Below are 24,451 nucleotides of genomic sequence, written 5' to 3' on the forward strand. Positions count from 1 at the left end.
CGTACTTGTCGCAGCCGTTCAGTTCTTGGGCGAACAGCAGATTCTAATTGCAGATGGGCGCGGATTCGTCGGAACTAACCTGATGCGTCTGACCTGCACCTGGAACCTGTCCCACAGTTGTGGCGAATCCGTTCGGAGGGAACGAACATGACGCGCGAAGATTCAGGCCTTATGGCTCACCGTCGTGCACTGTCCGACTCGCGTCAGTGCGTGCCGGGTGCGGCGTAAGCGAGCCCCAAGTCGCGCCGCCACTAATGGCCGGAGGTCATGGCGATCTTTACGTTGTTGCCGGGCTTTGCGTGCCACCCTGGTGTACCGCACCAACGAGAGTAGGTCGAAAAGACTCAATAAGCCGGCGTGTCATCAATAGGGAGCAGATCCGTAGCCGCAGCCTCGAGTCCACTGCGCCAGTGAGGCGTAGAGATACCAAAGGTTTGGGCTAGCCTAGTTAAATCGAGACGGCAGTTGAGCGGACGCTTCGCTTTCATCGCGTAGTTATCGCTGCTAATTGGAACAATTTTCGTGACCTTCAGTGGAGCCCCTTTGGCGTTTAGACATTCTACGACCGCGCAACCGAATTCATGCCGAGTGGTTATGCCAGATGCGGCCAGATGAACGAGGCCGCTGTCACGGGCGATGACATTGGAGATCCCCTGAGGGGCGGCAAACATGGCCGCAATCGCATCAGCGATGATTGCGGCTGATGTCGGCGCACCGAATTGATCGGCGACGATGCGCAACTCATCCCGCTCGTGAGCCAAGCGCATGATGGTCCGAAGGAAATTGGTGCCGGTTGGCGCGTATACCCACGACGTCCTCACAATGAGATGCGGGCCGCCAACGCTCTGGATGGCCACTTCACCGGCTAGCTTGCTGAGGCCATAGACGGAGATCGGGGAGGGCGAATCCGATTCTCTCCAGGGAGTCGTCCCGGTACCGTCGAAAACGTAGTCTGTTGAGAAATGAACTAAGGGCACGTGATTGTCAGCCGTCCATCGAGCAATGGCGAGCGGAGCCGTCTCATTCACGAGGAAAGCGAGGTCGCGATCATCCTCCGCCTTGTCGACGGCAGTATAGGCTGCAGGATTGATGACAATGTCGGGAGCCAGAGCATTAAGTCGGGCTGCAATCTCCCGCGGAGCAGACAAGTCGATGACGGTACGATCGGCCGGAATCACCGTGCCGAACCGTGACAGGCGGGATATCAGTGCCGATCCGACCTGACCCGTGACTCCCGTCACCAGAATCCGCAATTGCTAGCCTTCATACCTGGGCAGGCGATCAATTTGCGAAAGCGGAAGGGCAGCCGCATCTTTGGGGGAAACCTTAGGATCCAAAACCTGCCAGTCGATGCCCAGTGCGGGATCGGACCAACTCACCGTGATTTCATCCTCAGGGCTGTACACGCGGTCGCACTTGTAGAAGAAATCGGCGCTCACGGAGAGCACGACAAATCCGTGGGCAAAGCCTCTCGGAATGTACATCTGAAGGCCATTTTCCTCACTGAGCTCCGCGGTGAACGATTTTCCGAAGGTTGGGCTGCCGAGTCTCACATCGACGGCAACATCCATGACGGTTCCCCGCAACACACTGACGAGCCTGCCTTGGGGATTTGGGTTCTGAAGATGCAATCCACGAAGGACCCCCTGGGAAGAGCGAGACAGGTTGTCCTGAACAAAGGGGCCGCCGGCGCCCCACGACGCATATCGGTCTGCCTGGAATGTCTCGACGAAAAAGCCGCGGGCATCGCTGACCCGGCGAGGTTCGAAAACAACCACGCCAGGAAGTGTGGTCTCGAACGTGCGCATTCTTGTTCACCCGGCAACTAACGAGAGGCTTTTTATAGGAGTAATTGTACGTTATTGGCAACATCGGTGAGTCCGGCGGAGGGGGGTGCGATGAAGGGTATCATCTTGGCCGGCGGTTCGGGCACCCGGCTCTATCCGGCGACGGCGGTCGTGTCGAAACAGCTGCTTCCTGTTTTCGACAAGCCGATGATCTACTACCCGCTAACCACGCTCATGTTCGCCGGCATCCGCGACATTCTGATCATATCCACGCGGCCAGACATGGCGCTTTTTGAAAGGCTGCTCGGAGACGGCAGCCAGTGGGGGATGCGCTTCACGTACGCCGCGCAGGAAGCGCCTCGAGGTCTTGCCGATGCTTTCATCGTCGGCCGCGAGTTCGTGGGGACGGATCGTGTTGCCCTGGTGCTGGGCGACAACATCTTCTATGGCAACGGCCTGCCCGAGGCCATGGCGAATGCGGCGGCCCGGGAGGAGGGCGCCACGATATTCGCCTATGTCGTGGCCCGCCCGGAGCAGTACGGCGTGGTGGAACTGGATGCGGGCGGCCGTGCGCTTTCGATCGAGGAGAAGCCTAGCCAGCCCAAGTCGAATTTTGCGGTCACCGGTCTCTATTTTTACGACAATCGTGTGCTGGACGTCGCCGCCGCCTTGAAGCCCTCCCCCCGGGGCGAAATCGAGATAACCGACGTCAATCGGGCGTACATGGAGGAAGGACGGCTTTTCGTCGAGATGCTGGGGCGCGGCTTTGCCTGGCTTGACACCGGCACCCACGAATCGCTGACCGAGGCCAGTCAGTTCGTCCAGATCCTGGAGCAACGTCAGGGGCTTCGTGTTTCGTGCCCCGAAGAGGTTGCCCTGCGACTGGGGCACATAACGCTCGATGCCTTTCATCGGCTGGCGGTTGCGGCGAGCAAGAGCCGTTACGGTCTCTACCTCTTGGGGGTGCATCGCGCTTTCGCCGCCGAACGGGAAAGACTTGAGGCTGCCGGAGACCGATCGACATAATGGATGGCCACGCGTTCATCGAAAGCGTCGATGGCCGGCCGCCCCAACTGTCTTGCGAGATGCCTCTCGCACGGCCTCGCCCGGGCGGTTCGCCGCAGGACGAAGGCGACACGACGGCGGCCCCAGATGGAGCACACGTCAGGAACTGCGACTTCTGAAATTCATGAAGCTGGACTTGCGCTGCCCTCTTTAATGGAGAGAGATCGATTGCTCGACGACGTTCAACGGTTGACACATCTCCAGCGGCTCGAGGCCGAGAGCATCTTCATCATGCGCGAAGTGGTCGCGGAGTGCGAGAAGCCGGTGATGCTCTATTCGATCGGCAAGGACTCCTCGGTCATGCTTCATCTCGCGATGAAGGCTTTCTATCCCGCGAAGCCTCCGTTCCCGCTGCTGCACGTGGATACGATGTGGAAATTCCGGGAAATGATTGCATTTCGCGAGGAAACCACGGCCCGGCTCGGCCTCGATCTCATTGTTCACGTCAACTCGGAGGGTGTCCGTCAGGGGATCAATCCCTTCAGCCACGGCTCGTCGATCTACACGAACGTGATGAAAACGGAGGGGCTTCGCCAGGCGCTCGATCGGCACGGCTTCGACGCGGCCCTTGGCGGGGCTCGCCGTGACGAGGAAAAGTCCCGTGCGAAGGAACGCATCTTTTCCTTCCGATCGCGGAACCATCGCTGGGATCCGAAGAACCAGCGCCCGGAGCCCTGGAAGCTCTATAACGCGCGCAAGAGCAAAGGCGAGAACATCCGAGTCTTTCCGTTGTCGAACTGGACCGAATTCGACATCTGGCAATACATCTACCGTGAGAAGATTCCTGTCGTGCCGCTTTACTTCGCCAAGGAGCGTCCCGTTGTGCGGCGCGATGGCATGTTGATCATGGTGGATGACGATCGTTTACCTCTGGAGCCGGGCGAGCGGCCGGAGATGAGGAAGGTCCGGTTCCGCACCCTGGGTTGCTACCCGCTCACCGGCGCGATCGAAAGCGATGCAGACACGTTGCCGGCGATCCTCGACGAAATGCTGCGCGCCAGAAACTCGGAACGTCAGGGCCGCATGATCGATCGCGACAGCATGGGCTCGATGGAGAGGAAAAAGTTGGAAGGCTATTTCTGATGAGTGGCGAAGCACCCGGTCTGGACGCCTACCTGCGCGCTCAGGAGAAGAAGGATTTGCTGCGCTTGATCACCTGCGGGAGTGTGGACGACGGCAAGTCCACACTGATCGGCAGACTCCTCTACGAAGGCAAGATGTTGTTGGATGATCAGCTCGATAGCCTGAAGGCCGAGAGCGCACGGGTCGGCACTCAGGCAGGCGATCTCGACCTCGCGCTTCTTGTCGACGGGCTTTCGGCGGAACGCGAACAAGGCATCACTATCGACATCGCCTATCGCTTCTTCGCAACCGACAAGCGCAAGTTCATCGTTGCCGATACACCAGGCCACGAACAGTACACGCGCAACATGGCAACGGCCGCATCGACGGCAGACCTCGCCATCATCTTGGCGGATGTCCACCGCAGCAGCGAACTGCTGACGCAAACCCGGCGGCATTCCTACATTTGTTCGATGCTCGGCATCCGGCACATCGTGCTTGCCGTCAACAAGATGGACCTCGTCCAATACGACCATGCCGTCTTCGAAGCCTATGTCGCCAGGTACATGGCCTTCGCCAAGGAGCTCGGGCTGAAGCAGGTCGAATGCATTCCGATCTCGGCATTGCGGGGCGACAACGTCGTCGCGCCAAGCAGCCAAATGAGCTGGTACCGGGGGATTGCCCTGTTACCGTACCTGGAGACTGTAGAGTTCGGCCGGGAAACCTCGATGCGCCCACTGCGCATGCCCGTGCAATGGGTCAATCGACCCAATGCGGATTTCCGCGGCTTCGCCGGGACGATCGCAAGCGGCACAGTGAGAACGTCCGATCGCATCAAGGTGCTTCCTTCCGGCCAGGAAGCAACGATCTCGCGCATCGTTACTCAGGACGCCGACCTTGAAACCGCAGTCGACGCCCAGGCGGTGACGCTGGTGTTGGACCGGGAAATCGACGTGAGTCGCGGTGATGTCATCTGCGCTGCCGGATCACCCGTCTCCATTGCCGATCAGTTCGCCGTGCGTTTACTGTGGATGGCGGCGGAGGAGCTTCTGCCGGGGCGGACCTACCTCATGAAAGCCGGCACCGGGACGACGCAGGCGACCGTCACGGCGCTCAAGCACAAGATCAGCATCAATACCCTCGAATACAATGCCGCCAAGACACTCCAGCTCAACGAGATCGGGCTCTGCAACATCTCCTTGGACAGGCCGATCGCGTTCGAGCCATATGGGGAAAGCCGCGATCTTGGCAGCTTCATTCTGATCGACCGCATCACCAACCAGACCATCGGCATGGGACTGATCGACTTCGCGCTGCGGCGGGCCAGCAACATTCACTGGCAGAACCTCGAGATAAGCCGAGCGGCACGGGCTGCGCAGAAGAACCAGAAGGCAGCGGTGATCTGGTTCACGGGCCTATCAGGCTCGGGAAAATCGACCATCGCATCGGCCCTGGAGAAGAGGCTCTACAGCCTCGGACGGCATACCTACGTCCTGGACGGCGACAATGTCCGCCACGGCCTGAATCGCGATCTGGGATTCACCGATGCTGATCGTATCGAGAATATCCGGCGAGTGGCGGAAGTGGCACGGCTGATGGTCGATGCCGGGCTGCTCGTGATCGTCTCGTTCATTTCTCCGTTCCGGAACGAGCGCGAAGCAGCGCGCAATCTCATGGGTGAGGGTGAGTTCCTCGAAGTGTTCGTTGATGCGCCACTGGATGTTTGCGAGGCGCGCGATCCCAAGGGCCTCTACAAGAAGGCGCGGCGGCAGCAACTCATGAATTTTACGGGTATCGGCTCTCTGTATGAACCCCCCGAGAATCCCGACGCCCAGCTGGATACGACCCGGCTTTCCGTCGAAGCGGCAGTCGACCAGTTGCTCAGCCTGCTCGAAGCCAAGGGTCTGACGAGCGCTTAGGCGCGTCTGCTTGGGAGGGCGCGCGGGTCGGCGACAAATAGAACGTCGCATCGATCAGGCGGCGGTCAGGCCCAGCCGCTCTCCGCGGTATTCGCCGCTCATCACGCGCTCCCACCAGCCGCGATTGTCGAGGAACCAGCGCACCGTGTCGCGCAGGCCGCTCTCGAAATCGTGCCGCGGCCGCCAGCCGAGTTCGGTCGCGATCTTCGACGCGTCGATAGCGTAGCGGGCGTCGTGTCCTGGCCGGTCGGTCACGAACCGGATCAGCGATTCGTGGGGACGGTGGGCGGCGCCGGGCTGCATCTCATCGAGCAGGCGGCAGATGCCGCGTACCACGTCGATGTTCCGGCGCTCGCTGTTGCCGCCGATATTGTAGGTCTCGCCGGGCCGGCCCTTGCGCAGCACCGTGACGAGCGCCTCGGCGTGATCCTCGACGTGCAGCCAGTCGCGCACGTTCTCGCCCTTGCCGTAGACCGGCAGGCTCTCGCCGCGCAGGGCCCGGATGGTGACCAGCGGGATCAGTTTCTCGGGAAAGTGATAGGGGCCGTAATTGTTGGAGCAGTTGGTCGCCAGGGTCGGCAGACCGTAGGTGTGGTGCCAGGCGCGGACCAGATGGTCGGACGCGGCCTTGCTCGCGGAATAGGGGGAGTTGGGGGCATAGGGCGTGGTCTCGGTGAACAGGCCGGTGGCGCCCAGCGAGCCGAACACCTCGTCGGTCGAGATGTGCTGGAAGCGGAAGCGGCCGCGCGCGGCCTCGTCGAGCGTGCGCCAATAGGCGAGGGCGGCCTCCAGCATCGTGAAGGTGCCGTTGACGTTCGTCTCGATGAACGGTGCGGCGCCGGTGATCGACCGGTCGACATGGCTTTCCGCGGCGAGATGCAGGATCGCGTCGGGACGGAATTCGGCCAGAACCGCGTCGATTCCGGCGCGATCGCAGATGTCGGTCTTGTAGTGGCGGTGCCGGTTGCTGGTCTGCGCCTCGGCCAGCGATTCGAGGTTGCCCGCGTAGGTGAGCTTGTCGACGTTGGCCACCGTCCAGTCGGTGTCCCGGATGATGTGACGCACGACGGCCGAACCGATGAACCCGGCGCCGCCGGTAACAAGAATTCTCATGGAGCCATTACGAAGCGAGCAGGCTCGCCCCTCCTTGGGTCAGGGAATGCCCGAAATCCGGGGACTTATCCCTACCTACCATATGTTCCGTTTCGTTTTCTAACCCCTCCTGCCGGCGGCACGGAGGCGAGCAGGGCGAGCGAAAGGCGGCTAGGATGGCGCCATCAACGAAGCTCCATCACAGGATATTGGAAGCATGAGCGACGCATCCGACTACACACCGCCCAAGGTCTGGACCTGGAACAAGGCCAGCGGCGGCCGGTTCGCCAACATCAACCGTCCGATCGCCGGCCCGACCAGCGAGAAGGAGCTGCCGGTGGGCAAGCATCCGCTGCAGCTCTACTCGCTGGGCACGCCCAATGGCCAGAAGGTCACCATCATGCTCGAGGAGCTGCTGGCGCTGGGTCACAAGGGCGCCGAATACGACGCCTGGCTGATCAAGATCGGCGAGGGCGACCAGTTCAGCAGCGGCTTCGTCGCCATCAATCCGAACTCCAAGATCCCCGCCCTGGTGGATCGCAGCGGGCCTGAGCCGGTCCGCGTGTTCGAGTCGGGCGCCATCCTGCTCTACCTCGCCGAGAAGTTCGGCGCGCTGGTGCCGACGGAGAGCGCAAAGCGCGCCGAGTGCCTGTCGTGGCTGTTCTGGCAGATGGGCAGCGCGCCCTATCTCGGCGGCGGCTTCGGGCACTTCTACGCCTATGCGCCGACCAAGATCGAATATGCCATCGACCGGTTCGCGATGGAGACCAAGCGCCAGCTCGACGTGCTCGACCGGCGCCTGGCCGAAACCAAGTACCTGGCCGGTGACGACTACACGATCGCCGACATCGCGGTCTGGCCGTGGTACGGCGGCCTGGCCAAGGGCCTGCTCTATGGCGCCGGCGAATTCCTGGCGGTGCATGAGTACAAAAACGTCAATCGCTGGGCCGACGAGATCGGCGCGCGCCCGGCGGTCAAACGCGGTCGCATCGTCAATCGTCTGCAGGGTGATCCCGCCGCGCAGCTCCATGAGCGCCACGACGCCAGCGACTTCGACCTGAAGACGCAGGACAAGATCGCGGCCAAGGGCTGAGCGACCCCGCCGTTTGCCGCCGCAGTATCGCCATTCGGCGACGCTGCGGCGGCATCGATCTTGCGTTGGCTGATGGATGAACGAACAGCGCAGGAGCATCACGTGAGCAGCACCACCCGGCCCAAGGTGGCCTTCATCGGCACCGGGGGCACCATGGCCTCGCTGGGTGTCCATCCGCTCGAGCTGCAGGACTACGGCGTGCATGAGAATCGGATGCATGCCAGCGAGATCGTCGCCCGTTTTCCGGTGGTCGAGGAGATCGCCGAGATCATTCCGGTCGATTTCCGCAACGTGCCGAGCCCCGAGATCTACTTCGACGAATGGAAGGAGCTCGCGGCGCTCTGCCATCGCGTCGTGGCCGAGCATCCCGACCTGTCCGGCATCGTGATCGGCCACGGCACCGCGACCCTCGAGGAGACGGCCTGGGTCCTGAACCTGGTGCTCAAGGTCGATGTGCCGGTGGTGCTGATCGGCTCACAGCGGCCGGCCTCCGGCCTGTCGACCGATGCCGCGATCAATCTCGTGAACGGCGTGCGCACCGCCGCCAGCCCGCATAGCCGCGGACGGGGCGTTCTGGTGCTGCTGAACGACGAGATCCAGGCAGCGCGCGAGGTCACCAAGACCTCGAACTGGCGCATGCAGACCTTCCGCACGCCCGATTTCGGCGTCCTGGGGCACGCCGATGCCGACCGCGTCGCCTACTACCGGCGGCCGGAGCGCCGGCACATTCCCGATACCGAATTCGACCTGACACACCTCGACGCCCTGCCGAGGGTCGACATCGCCTATGCCTATGCGGGTTCCGACGGCAGCGCGATGCGGGCCTTCATTGCCGCCGGGGCGAAGGGGCTGGTGTCCGCCGGCTTCGCGCCGGGCATGCCGCCCGCCGCCGATCTCGCCGCGATGGAAGAGGCGGTGAAGCAGGGGATCGTCGTGGTGCAGTCCTCGCGGGCCGGTTCGGGCCGCATCTTCCGCGGCCAGAAGCTCGACAAGGCCGGCATCCTCGCCGCGGACAATCTCAATCCCCAGAAGGCACGCCTGCTGCTTGCCCTGGCGCTCACCCGGACGACCGATCCGGCCGAGATCGCCCGGATCTTCGCGACCTACTGATTGCCGGCCGGTCGCGGCCTGATACCCTGCCGCGATGGAGTTGAAGCAACTCGAGCATCTCGTCGCCGTCTGCAGTGCGGGCAGTTTCAGCGGCGCGGCCAAGCGGTTGGGAATCTCCCAGCCGACGCTGAGCAAGAGCATCGCGCGACTGGAGAAGCATCTTGGACTGAAGCTGTTCGACCGCGGCGGTGGCAGCGCCCGGCCGACCGTTTACGGTCACGTGGCGGCCGAGCATGCGGCAATGCTGCTGGCCGGCGTGGCGAGAATGAGCGAACAGCTGGAGGAACTCGCCCGCGGAGAAACCGGCAGCCTGCGCATCGGCGTCGGGCCGGCGACACGCGTCAAGCTGCTGCCCGAGGTCGTCCGGCAGGTCGGGAAGACCTTTCCCGACCTGCAGCTCGAAGCGCGCTACGACGACGTCCAGACATTGATGCGCTCGCTGCGCATGGGCAGCCTCGATCTGGTCTTCTGCTATTTCGAGGCGCCCGACGAGCAGTCCGATTTCATCCGCGTCAAGATCTGCGACGACCTGCGGATCGCCGTGGTGCGACCGCGTCATCTGGCCCTCCGTCAGGCACCGCTGACGCCGGAGATGCTGCTCAAACACCCTCTCGCCAGCGTCGGCGCCGTGCCGAGTTTCCGCAAATGGCTGGGTGCGATGAGCGCCAAGGCGGCGCGGAACATGAATGCCTTTGTCTCCGACGACTATGCGCTGGTGAAGAGCCGGGCGCTCGAGTCCGACTTCGTCGCCCTGGGCCCACGGTTCGTGTTCGAGCAGGAACTGCGTGACGGTACGCTCGTCGAGCTGAAGCTGCGCGTGGAGATCGGCTACGAATGCTGGATGCTCACGACCGAGGCGAACTGGCGCTCGCCGGTCGTGAAGAAGGTCGCCGACTTCGCTCGTGCGGCCATGCGGCGGAAGACACCGCGCCGCTAGAGGCTATGCCTGCAGGCTATGGCTCATTCGGATTTGGGCAATTGTCACCGGGCCGGGATCAGGGGCCTTTAGCGGGTAGAACAAGAAGATGAAGCCGATGGAGGATCCATGGCTACAAGACACAGCCTGATGGGCCTGTGTGGGACGCTGTTGCTTGCGACAGCGATCGCCGCCGGGGCCGCAGGACCGGCGGCGGCGCAGTATCCGGACAAGCCGGTCCGGCTCATCGTGCCCTTTACCGCGGGTGGTTCGCCCGATACGACGGCTCGTCGTGTCGCGCAACGCCTGACCCAGGAGCTGAAGCAGCAGTTCATCGTCGAGAACCGGCCAGGCGCGGCCGGCAATATCGGCGCAGAGACGGCCGCTCGCTCGGCGCCTGACGGCTACACGCTGATGATGATGGCCAACAGCCATGTCATCAATCCGGCGCTCTATACGAAGATCACCTACGACGTGGTGAAGGATTTCACGCCGATCTGCCTGCTCGTGCGCGGCGCCTCGATGATGGTGGTGCCGGCCAACAGCCCGGCAAAGACGGTCAAGGAATTCGTCGACATGGCGAAGGCCAATCCCGGCAAGCTCAACTTCGGTTCGGGCGGTGCGGGCAGTCCGGCGCATCTCGCTGCGGAAGCCTTCCGTCAGGCTACCGGCATTGACTACGTCCACGTGCCCTACAAGGGCGCGCCCGAGATCGTGCGCGCGCTCGTGTCCGATCAGGTGCAGGTCGGTTTCCCGACCTTCGAGACGGCGCTGGGACTGGTGCAGCAGAAGACGCTGCGCGCGCTCGCGACGACCGGCTCGAAGCGCTCGCGACAGCTTCCCGATACGCCAACCCTGCTCGAAGCGCTGCCCGACGGGTTCAGCCTCGAAGGCTGGCTGGGCCTCGTCGCGCCGGCGGGCACGCCACCCGAAGTGGGGCAGGTGATCGTCGCGGCCATGACAAACGCGCTCAAGGATCCGGCCTTCCGTGAACAACTCGAAAGCGGAGGCTCCGACATCGATTTCCGGCCGGGCTCCGAATTCGGTGCGATCCTGCCCGGCGAACTCGTGAAGTGGCGCAAGCTCGTCGAGGGCGTCGGCGCCAAGGTCGAGTAGGGAAGGAACGAGCCATGGCCGTCGCCCCCAAGCCGCGGATCCACGAAGTCCCGGACGATCTGCTGGCCGCCATCGACTGGTGCTACGAGCAGGGCTGGACCGACGGTCTTCCCGTCGTGCCGCCGGTCGTTCCCCGCGTCGACGCCATGCTGGCGGCCGAGGCGCGTCCGCGCGAGACGGTGATCGCGCACCATCCCGCGACCGGCCTCGACCTGTCGCTGCATGCCGCGGCGGTGAACGCGGTGATGGCGGGCTGCCTGCCCGAATATTTCCCGGTGATCGTCGCCGCGTTCGAGGCGATGGACCGGACCGATTTCAACTTCCACGGTTCGACCGCCAGCACCGGCGGGTCGGCGCCGCTGCTCGTCGTCAGCGGTCCCTATGCCGAGGAGATCGGCATGAATGCCGACGTGAACCTGTTCGGCCCGGGTAACCGCGCCAACGGGACGATCGGCCGGGCGACGCGCCTCATCCTGCGCAACGTGTTCCAGATGCTGCCGGGCATTTCGGACAAGTCCACGCAGGGCAATCCGGGAAAATACAGCTTCTGCATCGCCGAACGGTCGCGCGGCAATCCGTGGCCGCTGCTCTGCGAGGCGCAGGGCTACGAGAAGGGCGTGTCGAGCGTCACCTGCTATGCCGGCGGCGGCTTCTTCAACGTCGAGAACCACGGTGGCAATACGCCGGAGGAAGTGCTCGGCTCGGTCGCCGATTCGATGGCCAACTACGGCTGCATCAGCCTCGGCCAGAGCGTGGTGATCCTCGCGCCCGAGCACATGAAGATCGTGGCGGATGCCGGCTGGTCGCGCGAGAAGGTGCAGGAGTTCCTGTTCGTAACGGCCAGGCGGTCGGTCGAAGGCATGAAGAGCGCGGGCAAGTATCGCGACCGAGAATATGAAGCGCAGCACGGGGAGGGCGCGCACGCGCTCGCCATGGAGGGCTTCATGCATCGCGGGATGCGGCCGGACGACATCCTCGTGACCATGGGCGGCGGCGATGCCGGCGGTCATTCCTGCTTCATCCCGTCGTGGAGCCGGGGCCGGGCGTCGATCATGCAGCACAAGGCCATCATCCCACCGCCTTTGGGCGTCGCTAAGTAAGCGGAAGGAGTTTCAGATGCAGCTCTATTCACCCATGTCGACGACGCCCAAGCGCCAGGCGTTCCGCGCGCCGCCGCTCGCCAGCCTCGAGGGCCTGCGAATCGGCCTCCTGGAGAACGGCAAGCTCAATGCCGACGAGATGCTGCGGGAAGTCGCGGCGCTGTTCGTCGAGCGGCATGGCTGTACCATCCGAACCGTGGCCTCGAAGAAGAACGCGAGCGCCCCGGCGCCGTCCGCGACCCTGACCCAGGTGGCGCAGGAGGTGGACTTCCTCATCACCGGCCTGGGGGATTGAGGGTCCTGCTCAACGTGCAGTCTGCACGACAGCATCAGCTTCGAACAACTCGGCAAGCGCGCCGTGGTGATTTGCACGACGCCCTTCGAGGTGACCGTGAAGAACATCGCTCGGGTGCTCGGCATTCCTGACTACCCGTTCGTGAAGGTCCAGCACCCGATCGGGAGTTGCACCCTCGACGAACTCAAGGTCCGGGCCGAGGTGGCCTATAGCCAGGCGGTGGCGATCCTTCAGGCCTGAGGATCGCCAACCAAAGGCGACGACCAAATAGTATTGACTAATTCATTAGCCTTGGCTAATGCGTTGGTCATGAACCAGCCTGCTCCCCTCGATGCCGTCATGCGCACCCTCGCCGATCCCACGCGGCGGGCGGTGTTCGAACGCGTGGTCGGCGCCTCGGAAATTACCGTGGGCGAACTCACGAAGGGGAGCGGGGTGACGCAGGGCGCCATCTCGCAGCACCTCAAGTCCTTGAAGCAGGCCGGGCTCGTCGCCGAACGGCCCGAGGGCCGTAACGTCTACTACCGCGCCGAGCCCAAGGGGCTCGAGCCGCTGGTCGACTGGATGAGCCACTACGGCGTCTTCTGGCGCGATCGCTTCGACAACCTCCGTGCTCTCCTGAAGGAAATTGACCCATGAGCAACGCTGCTGCCCGCAGGCCCGATACCCATGACATCGTCGTCGAGGACGTCTTCCCGCATCCGCCATCGGCGATCTGGAAAGTGCTCACGACCGGCGCCCTGATCGGCCGCTGGCTGAAGATGCCGATCGAAGGCTTTGCGCCGGTGGTCGGTACCCGTTTCACCTACAGGACGACGCCGGCCGGCGGATGGGACGGCACGATCCATTGCGAGGTCCTCGACGTGGTCGAGAATCGCCGCTTCGTCCATTCCTGGAAAGGCGGACACGAGTCGAACGTGGGCTACGGCGCGCCACTCGACACGGTGGTCACGTGGACGCTGGCTCCGGTCGAGGCCGGAACGCGCCTGCGCCTCGTTCATTCCGGCTTCGTGCTGCCGCGCAACCAGACCGCGTTCACCGGCATGGGCAACGGCTGGCAGCAGGTCGTGAAGACGATCGATGCGATCTCGGCGGAGGAGACGGCCGCCCGCAAGCCGGACTGAACCGGCGGCCTCGCAACTGTCCTGGCATGAAGTGTGTATGATCTTCAGCCATGACTGCTGTTTCACGTCGCACTTTCCTGGCGGCCGGCGCGACTGCCGGCCTGATCGGCTCTTCCGTCCGTGCGCAGGCGGCCTATCCGTCGCAGACCATTCGCCTCGTGGTGCCCTATACGCCCGGCGGCGGCTCGGATTTCACCGGCCGGCTCGTGGCGCAGAAGCTCCAGGAGATCGGCGGCTACAACCTGATCGTCGACAACAGGCCCGGCGCCGCCGGCATGCTGGGCACGGAGCTCGTCGCGCGGGCGCCGGCGGACGGATATACGCTGCTCTATGCCGACGTCGCGCACGGCATCAATCCCGCCGTCTATTCCAAGGCGCGTTACGATCCCGTGAAGAATTTCGTGCCGATCACGCTGGTCGGCGCGTCGCCCCAGGTCCTGGTCGCCAATCCATCGTTTCCCGCCAATTCGCTGAAGGAGTTGCTCGCGATGCCGCGCGATCAGCTCCAGAAGATCCCGGTTGGTACGCCGGGGCAGGGCAGTGGTCCCCATCTGACCTATGAACTGCTGCGCACGAAGGTCGGCCTCGACCTCGTCCATGTGCCCTACAAGGGAGGCGCGCCTGCGCTCGCCGACGCGATCAACGGCCAGATCCCGTTGGTCATGAACGCAATGCCACCGGTCATGCCGCATCTCCAGTCGGGCAAGCTGAAGGCATTGGCGATCGCCACGGCGGAGCGTCATCCGCGTCTGCCCGATGTCCAGACCTATGCCGAGAGCGCGCCGGGCGTCGTCGTCTACAACTGGTATGGCTTTCTCGCGCCGGCGGGCACGCCGCCGGAGGTGACGAACAAGCTGGCGGCGGACATCGCCCGCGTGCTCGTCCTGCCGGACGTGAAGGAGAAATTCGACGCCGCCTTCCTCGATCCCATGCCGCAGGGAAGTGCCGAGATGGCGCGCTTCCTCGACGGGGAAGTGCGCCAGTGGAAGACGGTGGCGGCGGAGACCGGCGTCTCGCTGGACTGACGAGCCTTCTCTGTCAGCGTGAATTGGAGCGCCTACAGCGCGCCTTCGTGCTCCAGCAGCCACTTCTTGCGCGGCAGGCCGCCGCCGTATCCGGTCAGGGTGCCGTTGCTGCCGATGACGCGATGGCAAGGCACGACGATGCTGATCGGGTTCTGGCCATTGGCAAGCCCGGCGGCGCGGATCGCGCGGGGCTTGTCGATGCGCGCGGCCAGCTCGGCGTAGCTGATCGTCGTGCCGTGGCGGATCCTGCGCAGCGCCTGCCACACGCTTCTCTGGAAGGGTGTGCCGGCCATCTCGACCGGCAGCGTGTCGATGACCGCGATGTCGCCCTGGAAGTACGACCGCATCGCCGTCGTCAGCCCACCCGGATCGCGCGCGGCCGAGAGCGAATAGCGCCCCTTGCCGTAGTAGCGGTCGAGCAGGAGACGCATGCGCGCCTCGTGATCGGTCCAGTCGATGGTGCGAAGGCGGCCCTCGGCGTCGGCCACAATCAGCAGCTCGCCGACCGGCGTCGCCAGACGATCGATCCGGAAGTCGAAATGCTCAGCCATGACGGGCCATCCTGAGATGCTGGGCGGCATAGGCGTGCCAGGGCCGCCAGGCCGGGGGTGCTCCTTCGTCGACGGAGATGGTTAGCGTGTCGCGTTCCCAGTCCCCTGGCGCCCGCAGGCCGGGGCGCCTCGCAATCAGCGGCGCGAGCTTCGGGTCGCGGGCGAGATGGCGGTCGATGGTGGCGATGTCGGCACCGAGGTCGAATACGCGGCGCACGCGCGCGACGATCGCCGGCAGCGCCTTGACCGACGGGAAGCGGATGGTGACCGCGACGGCATTGCGCTCCGGCAGATGAGCGACGGCGACGTTGCCTCGTTCGCCGTCGAGCTCGATGCGGCGGTGCCAGACGTCTTCCTCGATCCATTCCGTGCCGGGCGCCGACCGGGCGGCGAGCGCCGCCAGCATCCCGGGCCAGTCGTACGGCGGGCGGTAGGCGAGCTTCAACGTGACGCCGTCCCTGGCCGAGGTATCGGCGCCGCTCCTGCGCCGTAGCGCGCTCGGCGGCCGGTCGAACAATGAACGGAACGTCTCGTTGAAGCGCCGAACGCTGCCGAAGCCCGAGGCCAACGCCACCTCCGCCATCGGCAGGCGCGTGTCGTGCAGCAGCTGCTTGGCGAACAGCACCCGCCTCGTCTGCGCCACCGCGACAGGCGACGCGCCGAGATGGCGCTGGAACAGGCGGCGAAGCTGCCGGCCGCCGACCCCCAGCCGCTCGGCCAACGCTTCGATACTAGCCTCGTCCTCGTCGAGCGCGCCATCAGCGATCAGTGCCAGCGCGCGGCTCACCGTGTTGGCGGTGCCGCGCCAGAAGGCCAGGTCGGGGGCGATCTCGGGTCGGCAGCGCAGGCAGGGCCGGAAGCCCGCCTCCTGCGCGGCGGCGGCCGAGGCGAAGAACCGGCAGTTCTCGAACCTGGGTGTGCGGGCCGGGCACACCGGCCGGCAGTAGATGCCGGTCGAGGTGACGCCGACGAACACGCGCCCGTCGAAGCGGGCGTCGCGGCTCTGGAAGGCGCGGTAGTAGGTCCTGCGGTCGAGCAATTCCATGGGGCCATCCTTCCACGCGCGTGCGGGCCGCGCTCGCGGTTTTCGGACCCGATGGTCACACGCTCTCCGGGGCCATCGTTTGACCGGGGCCCGGGAAAATGATCAGTCGCCGGCCATGTCGGTGACGGTCGGTTGGTCGGCGCTCCTGAAGCGCGAATGGTTGCCCCTTCTGGTGGCGCTGGTGGGCTGCGTGCTCCTGCATTCGATGAACGTGCTCATGCTGGCGACGGTGCTGCCGAGCATCGTCGAGGAGGTCGGCGGCACGGCGATGATGAGCTGGCCGACCACGGCCTTCCTCGCTTCGTCGATCGTCGCGGCAACCTGCACCGGCCGCCTCACGGCGCAGCTCGGTGCCCGTGCGGCCTTCTGTGCGGGAGCGGTCGTGTTCGGCGCCGGCGCCCTGGTCTGCGCCGTGGCGCCGTCGATGGAAACGGTGGTGGCCGGCCGCTTCGTGCAGGGCTTCGGCGGCGGCGTGTTGTCGGCGATGGCCTATGTGCTGGTCGGCAAGTCGTTTCCCGAGCCGATGTGGCCGAGGGTCGCCGCGCTGCTTTCGGGCGCCTGGAGCATGTCGGTGCTGATCGGCCCGTTGATGGGCGGAGCCTTCGCCATCTGGGGCAACTGGCGCGGAGCCTTCTATGCCGTGACCGGTCTCGCGGCCCTGCTGGCCCTGGTGGCAGCCCGCGCCCTGCCACGGGCCACCGCCGACACGGGAAGACCCGGACGGGCGATTCCGATGGGGCGCATCGTGCTGATCTGTCTGGCGATCGCCACCATGTCGGCGGCCAGCGTCGTCACCCTGGCGGCCGCCAAGGCGGGACTCTTCCTGACGGCGGTCGTGCTGCTGGTGACGATGATCCTGCTCGATCGCCGGTCGGGCGCGCCGCTCTTCCCGAGCGATTCCTTCTCGCTGAGGAGCACCACCGGCGTCGCCATGTGGTTCGCGCTGCTGGTCTCGATCGCCTACAGCCCGCTCTCGATCTTCGTGCCGATCTTCCTGCGGACCCTGCACGGGTTCGATCCGCTGGCGGCGGGCTATACCGTTGCCGGCGCCTCGATGGGCTGGACCGTCGCCTCGCTGGTCGTCTCGGGCTGGTCGCCCCGAGCCGCCGGGCGCTTGCTGAGCGCGGGGCCGCTGGCGATGGCAGTGGGCCTGGCCGGCGTGGCAGTGCTGATGCCGGCCCGGCCGGTCGTCGTCCTGCCGGCTTTGATCGCCCTGGTGGGCCTGGGCATCGGCACGTGCTGGGGCTTCGGCGTGCAGCGGTTGATGGGCGGCGCCAGGGCAGGAGAGGGCGATCTCGCTGCCTCCGCGGTCGCGACCGTGCAGCAGACCGGCTTTGCGCTCGGAGCCGCGGCGGCCGGCATCGTCGCCACCCTGTCGGGGCTCGCGCGCGGGCTCGACACGCAGGGCATCGCCCATGCGGCCTTCTGGGTGCCGGCGAGTTTCGTGTCGGTTGCCCTCGTGGCGGTTGTCGCCGGCGCTCGCCTGGCGCTGATCGCCGGTCGCGCAGATGCTAACAAGGCCACAATGCGACGTTGAATTTCGGGAGCGGGGGCGACCATGGCGGTGGTGAAGATCCAGGCGAACATCGACCGGACCTACGAGCGCTTGAATACGGCGATCGACAACATGTCTCTGCGCGACAGCTTCGTTGCGCCACGGCCGACGCTCGAAGAGCGTATGCAGGCCGGCAAGGCCCTGCGCGCGCAGGTGCCGCGCGCGTCGCACGCCCGCTTCGAGAAGGCTTCGGATCGCCCCGATCCGGTCGCCATCCTCGAGGCGCAGAACGAAAGCCGGGTGCAGAAGCTGGTGCCGGTGCGGTTCGCGCGCATGCTGGCCTCGCCCTTCGCCTTCCTGCGCGGCTCGGCGGCGGTCATGGCGGCCGACCTGTCGACCACGCCGGTCACTGGCATGGGCGTTGCGGCGTGTGGCGACATGCATGTCTCGAACTTCGGGGTTTTCGCCTCGGCCGAGCGCAACCTGATCTTCGCCATCAACGACTTCGACGAGGTCCATCCCGGCCCCTGGGAATGGGACCTGAAGCGCCTCGCCGCCAGCGGCGCGGTTGCCGTGCGCTTCATGGGCGGCGATCGCGTCGTGGCGGAGGAGGCGGCGCAGGCGATCGTGCGCTCCTACCGCAAGCGCATGCGGCGCTACGCCGACATGGGCTATCTCGACATCTGGTACGACCGGATCGACGAGCGCGCGGTGCTGGACACCCTGTCCCCGCGGGCGCGACGCGGCGCCGAGCGGCTGATGGACAAGGCCCGCGCCAAGGGACATGTCAGCGTTCTGGAGAAGCTGACCGAGCAGGTCGATGGCGAGCACCGCATCATCGAGGAGGTGCCGCTCGTCGTGCGCGAGACGCATACGGCGGCGGGCACCCCGGCCAATGAAGCGCTCGACATGATGCTCCAGGCCTATGTTGCGTCGCTGCCGATCGACCGGCGGATGCTGCTGTCGCGCTATCGCATCGTCGATTCCGCCCGCAAGGTGGTTGGCGTCGGCAGCGTCGGCACGGGCTGCTGGATCCTGCTGCTGCAAGGCCACGATCCCGACGATCCGCTCTTCCTGCAGGTGAAGCAGGCGCAGGCGTCCGTTCTTGCGCCCTATGTCGACCAGCAATTGAGGTTCGAGAACCAGGGCAGGCGGGTCGTCGTCGGCCAGCGGCTGACGCAGGGCTCGCCCGACATCTTCCTCGGCTGGGGCGAGGGCGACGGCAAGGATTTCTACGTCCGCCAGCTCGCCGACATGAAGGGCAGCATCAAGTTCAACGAGAGCGACACGAGCGGCATCGACGGCTTCGTCGAGTACTGCACCCTGTGCGGCTGGGCCCTGGCGCTGGCGCATGCCAAGTCGGGCGATCCCGCCATGATCGCCGGCTACTGCGGCAACGGCGATGCGCTCGACGAGGCGATCGGCAAGTTCGCCATGGCCTATTCCAAACAGACCGACGAGGACCACGAGGCGCTCGACAAGGCCCGCCGCACCGGCCGCATCCGGGTCGCCGCGCAGGAGATGGTGAAGTAGTCGCTTCGACCTCGACCGAAACGACGGCGCGGGCGGCCGACCTAGAACCTTCCCGTCAGCAACGACAGGAGAAGCACACATGGTCGATCTTCATTCACTGAAAGACGGGCTCGTCGTCACGGCGTTCTGGGAGGCCATCCCCTCCGAGGCCGACGCCGTCGCGGCGATCGTCCGCGAGTACCTGCCGCAGGCCCAGCGCGAGCCCTGGGTACTCGCCTTCCAGATCCATCGCTCGATCGCGGAGCCCGGGAAGTTCTTCTTCTACGAGGTGTTCCGCGACGAGGCGGGTTTCGCTTCCCACCAGGAGACGCCGCACTTCAAGGCGCTCATCGTGGAGCAGGCGCTGCCGAAGCTGGCGAAGCGCGAGCGCACGCAGCACCGCTTCGTCTGTCAGTGAAAGGAAAGGTCCCTCACTTCGTTCGGGATGACAATGTTGTTGGAAATTGCGCCGTGCGCCGATCCAAAAATCCTGTCATCCCAGCGTAGCGAGGGATCTTTGATCCTTCTTCAGGCCGCCGCCGCGTCCTTCCAGGGAGCGACTTCGAGCCAGGTGCTCTGGTAGGTCGCGCCTTCGCCCATGTCGCTGTAGCGGTCCGAGCAGAGCATGTTGATCGTGCCGGAGATGGCCTCGCCCACGGGACGCTGGCCGGGCACCAGGAGGACGCCCGGCTGGACCTCGTCGGCGACCTTGAGGATCAGGCCGATCTCGCCGCGGTCGTTGAACACGCGCACCGGGGCGCCATCCTTCAGCCCGCGCTTCGCGGCGTCGTCGGGGTGCAGGATGCAGAAGGGCTTGCCCTCGCGCTCGCGCAGGAAGCCGACGCCGGAGAAAGCCGTGTGGGCCTGGAAGTAGCCCGGCGCCGTCAGGAGCCGCAGCGGCCACTTCGCGGCCTCCTCGGCCTCGACGGGATCGGCTTCCCAGTCCGGCATCGGCGGCAGGCCCTGTTTGGCCAGTTGCTCGGAATGGAATTCGAGCTTGCCCGACGGCGTCTTGAAGGGCTGGCCGTCCCAGTCGTGCTTGATGTTGAGCGGCACGCCGGCGAACAGCTCGTCACGGTCGACCTTTGACGCGGGGCCGGTCGAGCCCTTGAAGAATTCCTCGGCCGCCTCGCGCGGCGACAGGGTGAAGATCCTGTCGGTGATGCCCATGCGCTGCGCCAGCGCCTGCGCGACATGGAAGTTGGAACGCGCTTCGCCCGCCGGCTCGACCGCCTTCTGGCCCCACTGCATCCAGTAGGCGCCGTAGGCGCGGTAGAGATCGTCGGTCTCGAGATAGTTCGCGGCCGGCAGCACGATGTCGGCATAGCGCGCCGTGTCGGTCATGAACGGGTCGTGCACGACGGTGAACAGGTCCTCGCGCATCAGGCCCTTCCGGACCTTGTGCACTTCGGGGCAGGTCACGACCGGATTGTTGGCGGCCACGAACAGCGAACGGATCGTCGGATCCTTCATGTTGAGGAGCTCTTCGCCGAGACGCAGGTGGTTCACCATCCGCGCCGTCGCCGGCCCGGAGGGCTTGCGCACCGCCGCATAGTTGAGGTCGCACGAGGCGGCCGTGAGCAGCAGCGCGCCGCCACCCTTGACGCCGTAATGGCCGGTGACGCCCGGCAGCAGCGCCACGCTGCGCAGCGCCTGGCCGCCATGGGTGAGGCGGGTCATGCCCTCGCCGAGCCGGATCAGCGCGGCCTTGGCGTGGCCGTACATCGAAGCGAGCTTCTCGATGTCCGCCACGGGCAGGCCGGTGATCTCGGCCGTGCGTTCCGGCGTGAACTTCGGCAGTACCTCGCGCTCGACCTTGTAGAAGCCGAGCGTATGAACGTCGATGTAGTCGCGGTTGGCCAGCCCGTCGCGCACGAGGATGTGCATGACGCCCAGCGCCAGGGCGGCATCGGTGCCGATCCGGATCGGCAGGTAGAGATCGGCGGCCCGGGCACTGCGCGTGCGACGCGGATCGATCACGACGATCGGCATGCCGGTCTTCTTGCGCTGGCTCTCGGCCAGCGCCCAGAAATGCACGTTGGTGGCCGCCAGATCGGCGCCCCAGGAAATCACCAGGTCGGAATAGATGACCGATTCAGGATCGGCGCCGCCCACCGGGCCCACCGTCATCTCCCAGGCGGTCTCGCAGCACGTGTCGCAGACCGTACCGGCCTGCAGGCGCGACGTGCCGAGCGCATGGAACAGGCCGTTCACCAGGCCGCGGTTCATCAGCCCCTGATGGGCGGAGTAGGCGTAGCCCAGGATGGAGAGCGGGCCGCTCTCCGCGATGATGGTCTTCCACTGGCCGGCGATCTCGTCGAGCGCCTCGTCCCAGGTGATGGACTTGAACTGGCCCGAGCCCTTGGGCCCGGTGCGGCGCAGCGGCGTGGCGATGCGCTCGGGAGAGTTCACCAGGTCGCTGTCGCGGTTGACCTTGCCGCAGGCAAAACCAGCTGTGTACGGCTGGTCGGGGTCACCCTGGATGCGCACGACCTTACCGTTGTCGACATGTGCAATGAGCGAGCACATGTCGGGACAATCGTGAGCACAGACAACTCTGACAGATTTCACTACGCCGCCTCCCGAAGGGTATCGCGGCTGTAGTTTAGCAGAAGTCGAAATAAGAAGAGGGCTTACTTCGTCTCGGCGTCGGGCTTGGCTTCTGCCTTGGCCGGATCGGTCTTGTCGCTGCCGATCATGCCGAAGCGATTGCGGAAGCGCTGCACGCGGCCGCCGCGATCGATGCTCTGGCGCACGCCCGTCCAGGCCGGATGCGTCTTCGGATCGATGTCGAGACGCATGGTGGCGCCTTCCTTGCCCCAGGTCGACTTCGTCTCGAAGGACGAGCCGTCGGTCATCACCACCGTGATGGTGTGGTAGTCGGGGTGGATCTTCTCTTGCATACTATCTCTCCAGCGCTTCAGGGCCGATTCCGACCGGCCGGCGCAATAAGGGCGGGGATATACATTCCCCGGGGAGCGGCGACAAGCTGGTTGTACGGCCCCGTCATGGCTTGTAGACCGGCCAGCCATGAGCGATTCAGCCTTCGAAACCCTTGCAGACAGCCTGCTCGCCACCCTCGAGGAGGCGCTGGGCGACCATGTCGACGCCGAACTCCACGGGGGCATCCTGACGGTCGAGGGGGACGCCGGGACCTGGATCGTCAACAAACATGCGCCCACCCGGCAAATCTGGCTGAGTTCGCCGGTCAGCGGCGCCCGGCACTATGCCTTCGACGAGGGCAGCGGACGCTGGCAGGACACAAGGGGTGGCGGTGAGCTGCTCGAGGTCCTGGGCACCGAACTGGGCGTCGAACTGGCGTGGCAGGCGCCATGAACCGGTTCGGCGGACTGGCCCTGCTGGGGCCCTATCTCAAACCCTATCGCGGCCGCACGATCCTGGCGCTGCTGTCGCTGCTGGTCGCGGCGGGGACGGTGCTGGCGTTCGGCGCCTGCCTGCGTGCCCTGATCGACCGGGGCTTCGCCCAGGGGCGGCCGGACATCCTCAACTACGCCCTGGCCTCGCTGCTGGCCGTCGCCGTCGTGCTGGCGATCGCCTCGGGCGCGCGCTTCTACCTGGTCTCCTGGCTGGGCGAGCGGGTCGTGGGCGACCTGCGCCGCGATCTCTTCGACCACGTCGTGCGGCTGGGGCCGGCCTGGTTCGAGATCAAGCGTTCGGGCGACGTGATGAGCCGCATCTCGGCCGACGCGCAGCTCATCGAGCAGGTGATCGGTTCCTCGGCCTCGGTGGCGCTGCGCAACACGCTGATGTGCCTCGGCGGCGTGGTGATGCTGGTGGTGACCAATCCCAAGCTCGCTCTGTGGACGCTCGCGGTCGTGCCGCTCACCGTTGTGCCCATCGTCGTGTTCGGCCGGAAGGTGAGGGCGCTGTCGCGCGAGGCCCAGGCCCGCATGGGCGAGATGGTGTCGGAGGGCGCCGAGACGCTGGACGGGGTCCGCACCGTGCAGGCCTTCGCCCAGGAGGACCGGGCGGCGCAGCGCTTCGGCGAGGCGACGGAGCGGGCCTTCGTGGCCGCGACGCGGCGGGTGTCGCGTCGCGCCATCATGACCACGCTGGTCATCTTCATCGTGTTCTCGGCGGTGGGCTTCCTGCTGTGGATGGGCGGCCACGACGTGCTGACCGGCCGCATCAGCGCCGGCGATCTCTCGGCCTTCGTCTTCTACGCGGTCCTGGTCGCCAGTTCGGGCGGCGCCATCAGCGAGACGATCGGCGACCTGCAACGCGCCTCGGGTGCCGCCGAGCGGCTGGCGGAGCTGCGCGCCGAGCCGCCCTCGATCGCCGAGCCGGTCAACCCCAGGACGCTGCCGAAGCCGGTCCGGGGAGCGGTGGCCTTCGAAGACGTCTCGTTCCGCTATCCGACGCGCACCGACGCGCTCGCCCTCGATCGCTTCGACCTCGCGATCGCGCCCGGCGAGACGGTGGCGATCGTCGGTCCCTCGGGCGCCGGCAAGACGACCGCCTTCAACCTGCTGCTGCGCTTCTACGATCCCGAGAAGGGCACGGTCCGCCTCGACGGCATCGACATCAGGGATCTGGCTCTGGGCGACCTCCGGCGGTCGCTGGCCGTGGTCCCGCAGGATCCGACCCTGTTCAGCACGTCGGTCGCCGACAACATCCGCTATGGCCGGCCCGACGCCAGCGATGCCGAGGTGCGGGCCGCCGCCGAGGCGGCCTCGGCGCTGGGCTTCATCGAGGCCCTGCCGCATGGCTTCGCGACCGACCTCGGCGCGCGAGGCGTGCGTCTCTCGGGCGGGCAGCGGCAGCGCATCGCCATCGCCCGGGCTCTGCTCTGCGACCCGGCCGTGCTGCTGCTCGACGAGGCGACGAGTGCCCTCGATGCCGAGAGCGAGCTGGCGGTCCAGCAGGCCCTGGACCGGGTGATGCGCAACCGCACGACCCTCGTCATCGCCCATCGCCTGGCCACGGTGCAGAAGGCCGACCGCATCGTCGTTCTCGACCAGGGACGGGTGGTCGATGTCGGGACCCATGCCGAGCTTGTGGGGCGGGGCGGCCTCTACGCCCGGCTGGCGGAGCTGCAGTTCAACGTATCGACAGCCGCCAGCTGAGACTTCACTTTAGGTCTGTCGATAAAATCGTTGAATTTCAATGAAGTGGTGGATATG

The 24,451-nt window shown here is 65.6% G+C and carries 23 protein-coding genes and 1 pseudogene; 17 read left to right on the top strand and 7 right to left on the bottom strand.

What is annotated here, in order from left to right; genetic code table 11:
- Window positions 1–344 precede the first annotated feature (344 nt).
- The gene (gene rfbD / locus Q0Q48_RS07945) at window positions 345–1,253 is read right to left on the bottom strand and encodes a dTDP-4-dehydrorhamnose reductase (protein ID WP_295136386.1); all 909 of its coding nucleotides are present in this window, start codon (window positions 1,251–1,253) and stop codon (window positions 345–347) included.
- A 3-nt stretch (window positions 1,254–1,256) separates the two neighbouring features.
- Complete coding sequence (gene rfbC, locus Q0Q48_RS07950) at window positions 1,257–1,808, bottom strand: dTDP-4-dehydrorhamnose 3,5-epimerase (RefSeq protein ID WP_295136388.1); 552 nt, start codon at window positions 1,806–1,808, stop codon at window positions 1,257–1,259.
- A 90-nt stretch (window positions 1,809–1,898) separates the two neighbouring features.
- Between rfbC and rfbA the strand changes: the two genes are divergently transcribed.
- The 3 genes from rfbA (at window position 1,899) to cysN (ending at window position 5,833) form a co-directional block, all read left to right on the top strand.
- Entirely contained in the window at window positions 1,899–2,813 is a 915-nt protein-coding gene (gene rfbA / locus Q0Q48_RS07955; RefSeq protein ID WP_295136390.1) for a glucose-1-phosphate thymidylyltransferase RfbA, read from the top strand.
- A gap of 270 nt (window positions 2,814–3,083) precedes the next feature.
- The gene (cysD, locus tag Q0Q48_RS07960) at window positions 3,084–3,935 is read left to right on the top strand and encodes a sulfate adenylyltransferase subunit CysD (protein WP_295136930.1); all 852 of its coding nucleotides are present in this window, start codon (window positions 3,084–3,086) and stop codon (window positions 3,933–3,935) included.
- Window positions 3,935–5,833 (top strand): sulfate adenylyltransferase subunit CysN, encoded by a 1,899-nt coding sequence (gene cysN, locus Q0Q48_RS07965; protein WP_295136392.1) that lies wholly within the window; start codon window positions 3,935–3,937, stop codon window positions 5,831–5,833. The genes cysD and cysN overlap by 1 nt, the downstream gene beginning before the upstream one ends.
- A gap of 54 nt (window positions 5,834–5,887) precedes the next feature.
- On the opposite strand, the gene rfbB is transcribed toward cysN, so the two are convergent.
- Window positions 5,888–6,946: a dTDP-glucose 4,6-dehydratase gene (rfbB, locus tag Q0Q48_RS07970; RefSeq protein WP_295136394.1), complete on the bottom strand. Its 1,059-nt coding sequence runs from the start codon at window positions 6,944–6,946 to the stop codon at window positions 5,888–5,890.
- A 196-nt stretch (window positions 6,947–7,142) separates the two neighbouring features.
- Here rfbB and yghU point away from each other — a divergent pair, with 196 nt between their 5' ends.
- The 9 genes from yghU (at window position 7,143) to Q0Q48_RS08015 (ending at window position 14,704) form a co-directional block, all read left to right on the top strand.
- Complete coding sequence (gene yghU / locus Q0Q48_RS07975) at window positions 7,143–8,018, top strand: glutathione-dependent disulfide-bond oxidoreductase (RefSeq protein ID WP_295136396.1); 876 nt, start codon at window positions 7,143–7,145, stop codon at window positions 8,016–8,018.
- A gap of 102 nt (window positions 8,019–8,120) precedes the next feature.
- Complete coding sequence (locus Q0Q48_RS07980; RefSeq protein WP_295136398.1) at window positions 8,121–9,128, top strand: asparaginase; 1,008 nt, start codon at window positions 8,121–8,123, stop codon at window positions 9,126–9,128.
- A gap of 34 nt (window positions 9,129–9,162) precedes the next feature.
- The gene (locus tag Q0Q48_RS07985) at window positions 9,163–10,065 is read left to right on the top strand and encodes a LysR family transcriptional regulator (protein WP_295136400.1); all 903 of its coding nucleotides are present in this window, start codon (window positions 9,163–9,165) and stop codon (window positions 10,063–10,065) included.
- Between the two features lie 108 nt (window positions 10,066–10,173).
- A complete protein-coding gene (locus Q0Q48_RS07990) occupies window positions 10,174–11,160 on the top strand; it encodes a tripartite tricarboxylate transporter substrate binding protein (RefSeq protein ID WP_295136402.1) in 987 nt (328 codons plus the stop codon).
- A gap of 14 nt (window positions 11,161–11,174) precedes the next feature.
- Window positions 11,175–12,260: a hypothetical protein gene (locus Q0Q48_RS07995; RefSeq protein WP_295136404.1), complete on the top strand. Its 1,086-nt coding sequence runs from the start codon at window positions 11,175–11,177 to the stop codon at window positions 12,258–12,260.
- A 16-nt stretch (window positions 12,261–12,276) separates the two neighbouring features.
- Window positions 12,277–12,795: a UGSC family (seleno)protein gene (locus Q0Q48_RS08000; RefSeq protein ID WP_295136406.1), complete on the top strand. Its 519-nt coding sequence runs from the start codon at window positions 12,277–12,279 to the stop codon at window positions 12,793–12,795.
- Between the two features lie 69 nt (window positions 12,796–12,864).
- Window positions 12,865–13,194, top strand: coding sequence for a metalloregulator ArsR/SmtB family transcription factor (locus Q0Q48_RS08005; protein WP_295136408.1), 330 nt, complete (start codon window positions 12,865–12,867; stop codon window positions 13,192–13,194).
- Window positions 13,191–13,679 carry an SRPBCC domain-containing protein gene (locus Q0Q48_RS08010; RefSeq protein ID WP_295136410.1) on the top strand — a complete coding sequence of 163 codons (489 nt, stop codon included), beginning with the start codon at window positions 13,191–13,193 and terminating at the stop codon, window positions 13,677–13,679. Before Q0Q48_RS08005 ends, Q0Q48_RS08010 begins: the two co-directional genes overlap by 4 nt.
- Window positions 13,680–13,729: 50 nt before the next feature.
- Window positions 13,730–14,704 (top strand): tripartite tricarboxylate transporter substrate binding protein, encoded by a 975-nt coding sequence (locus tag Q0Q48_RS08015; RefSeq protein WP_295136412.1) that lies wholly within the window; start codon window positions 13,730–13,732, stop codon window positions 14,702–14,704.
- Window positions 14,705–14,736: 32 nt separating this feature from the next.
- On the opposite strand, the gene ogt is transcribed toward Q0Q48_RS08015, so the two are convergent.
- Window positions 14,737–15,255: a methylated-DNA--[protein]-cysteine S-methyltransferase gene (ogt, locus tag Q0Q48_RS08020; RefSeq protein ID WP_295136414.1), complete on the bottom strand. Its 519-nt coding sequence runs from the start codon at window positions 15,253–15,255 to the stop codon at window positions 14,737–14,739.
- A complete protein-coding gene (locus Q0Q48_RS28680; RefSeq protein WP_366915274.1) occupies window positions 15,248–16,300 on the bottom strand; it encodes an AlkA N-terminal domain-containing protein in 1,053 nt (350 codons plus the stop codon). Before Q0Q48_RS28680 ends, ogt begins: the two co-directional genes overlap by 8 nt.
- 115 nt (window positions 16,301–16,415) lie before the next feature.
- Between Q0Q48_RS28680 and Q0Q48_RS08035 the strand changes: the two genes are divergently transcribed.
- The 3 genes from Q0Q48_RS08035 to Q0Q48_RS08045 all read left to right on the top strand — a co-directional run bounded on the left by Q0Q48_RS08035 (window position 16,416) and on the right by Q0Q48_RS08045 (window position 19,725).
- On the top strand, window positions 16,416–17,837 hold the full coding sequence (locus tag Q0Q48_RS08035; RefSeq protein WP_295136416.1) for an MFS transporter: 1,422 nt from the start codon (window positions 16,416–16,418) through the stop codon (window positions 17,835–17,837).
- A 21-nt stretch (window positions 17,838–17,858) separates the two neighbouring features.
- On the top strand, window positions 17,859–19,328 hold the full coding sequence (locus Q0Q48_RS08040) for a DUF2252 domain-containing protein (RefSeq protein WP_295136418.1): 1,470 nt from the start codon (window positions 17,859–17,861) through the stop codon (window positions 19,326–19,328).
- 79 nt (window positions 19,329–19,407) lie between these two features.
- A complete protein-coding gene (locus Q0Q48_RS08045; RefSeq protein WP_295136420.1) occupies window positions 19,408–19,725 on the top strand; it encodes an antibiotic biosynthesis monooxygenase in 318 nt (105 codons plus the stop codon).
- 110 nt (window positions 19,726–19,835) lie between these two features.
- On the opposite strand, the gene Q0Q48_RS08050 is transcribed toward Q0Q48_RS08045, so the two are convergent.
- Both Q0Q48_RS08050 and rpmE read right to left on the bottom strand, forming a co-directional pair.
- The gene (locus tag Q0Q48_RS08050) at window positions 19,836–21,878 is read right to left on the bottom strand and encodes a molybdopterin-dependent oxidoreductase (protein WP_295136422.1); all 2,043 of its coding nucleotides are present in this window, start codon (window positions 21,876–21,878) and stop codon (window positions 19,836–19,838) included.
- A 119-nt stretch (window positions 21,879–21,997) separates the two neighbouring features.
- Window positions 21,998–22,210, bottom strand: a pseudogene (gene rpmE / locus Q0Q48_RS08055) (50S ribosomal protein L31); the annotation flags it as partial.
- A gap of 127 nt (window positions 22,211–22,337) precedes the next feature.
- Between rpmE and cyaY the strand changes: the two are divergent.
- Entirely contained in the window at window positions 22,338–22,643 is a 306-nt protein-coding gene (gene cyaY, locus Q0Q48_RS08060; protein WP_295136424.1) for an iron donor protein CyaY, read from the top strand.
- A complete protein-coding gene (locus Q0Q48_RS08065; protein ID WP_295136426.1) occupies window positions 22,640–24,394 on the top strand; it encodes an ABC transporter transmembrane domain-containing protein in 1,755 nt (584 codons plus the stop codon). The genes cyaY and Q0Q48_RS08065 overlap by 4 nt, the downstream gene beginning before the upstream one ends.
- Window positions 24,395–24,451: the final 57 nt, after the last annotated feature.

Origin of the sequence: uncultured Reyranella sp. (genome assembly GCF_945957355.1) — a bacterium.
Taxonomy (GTDB): Bacteria; Pseudomonadota; Alphaproteobacteria; order Reyranellales; family Reyranellaceae; genus Reyranella.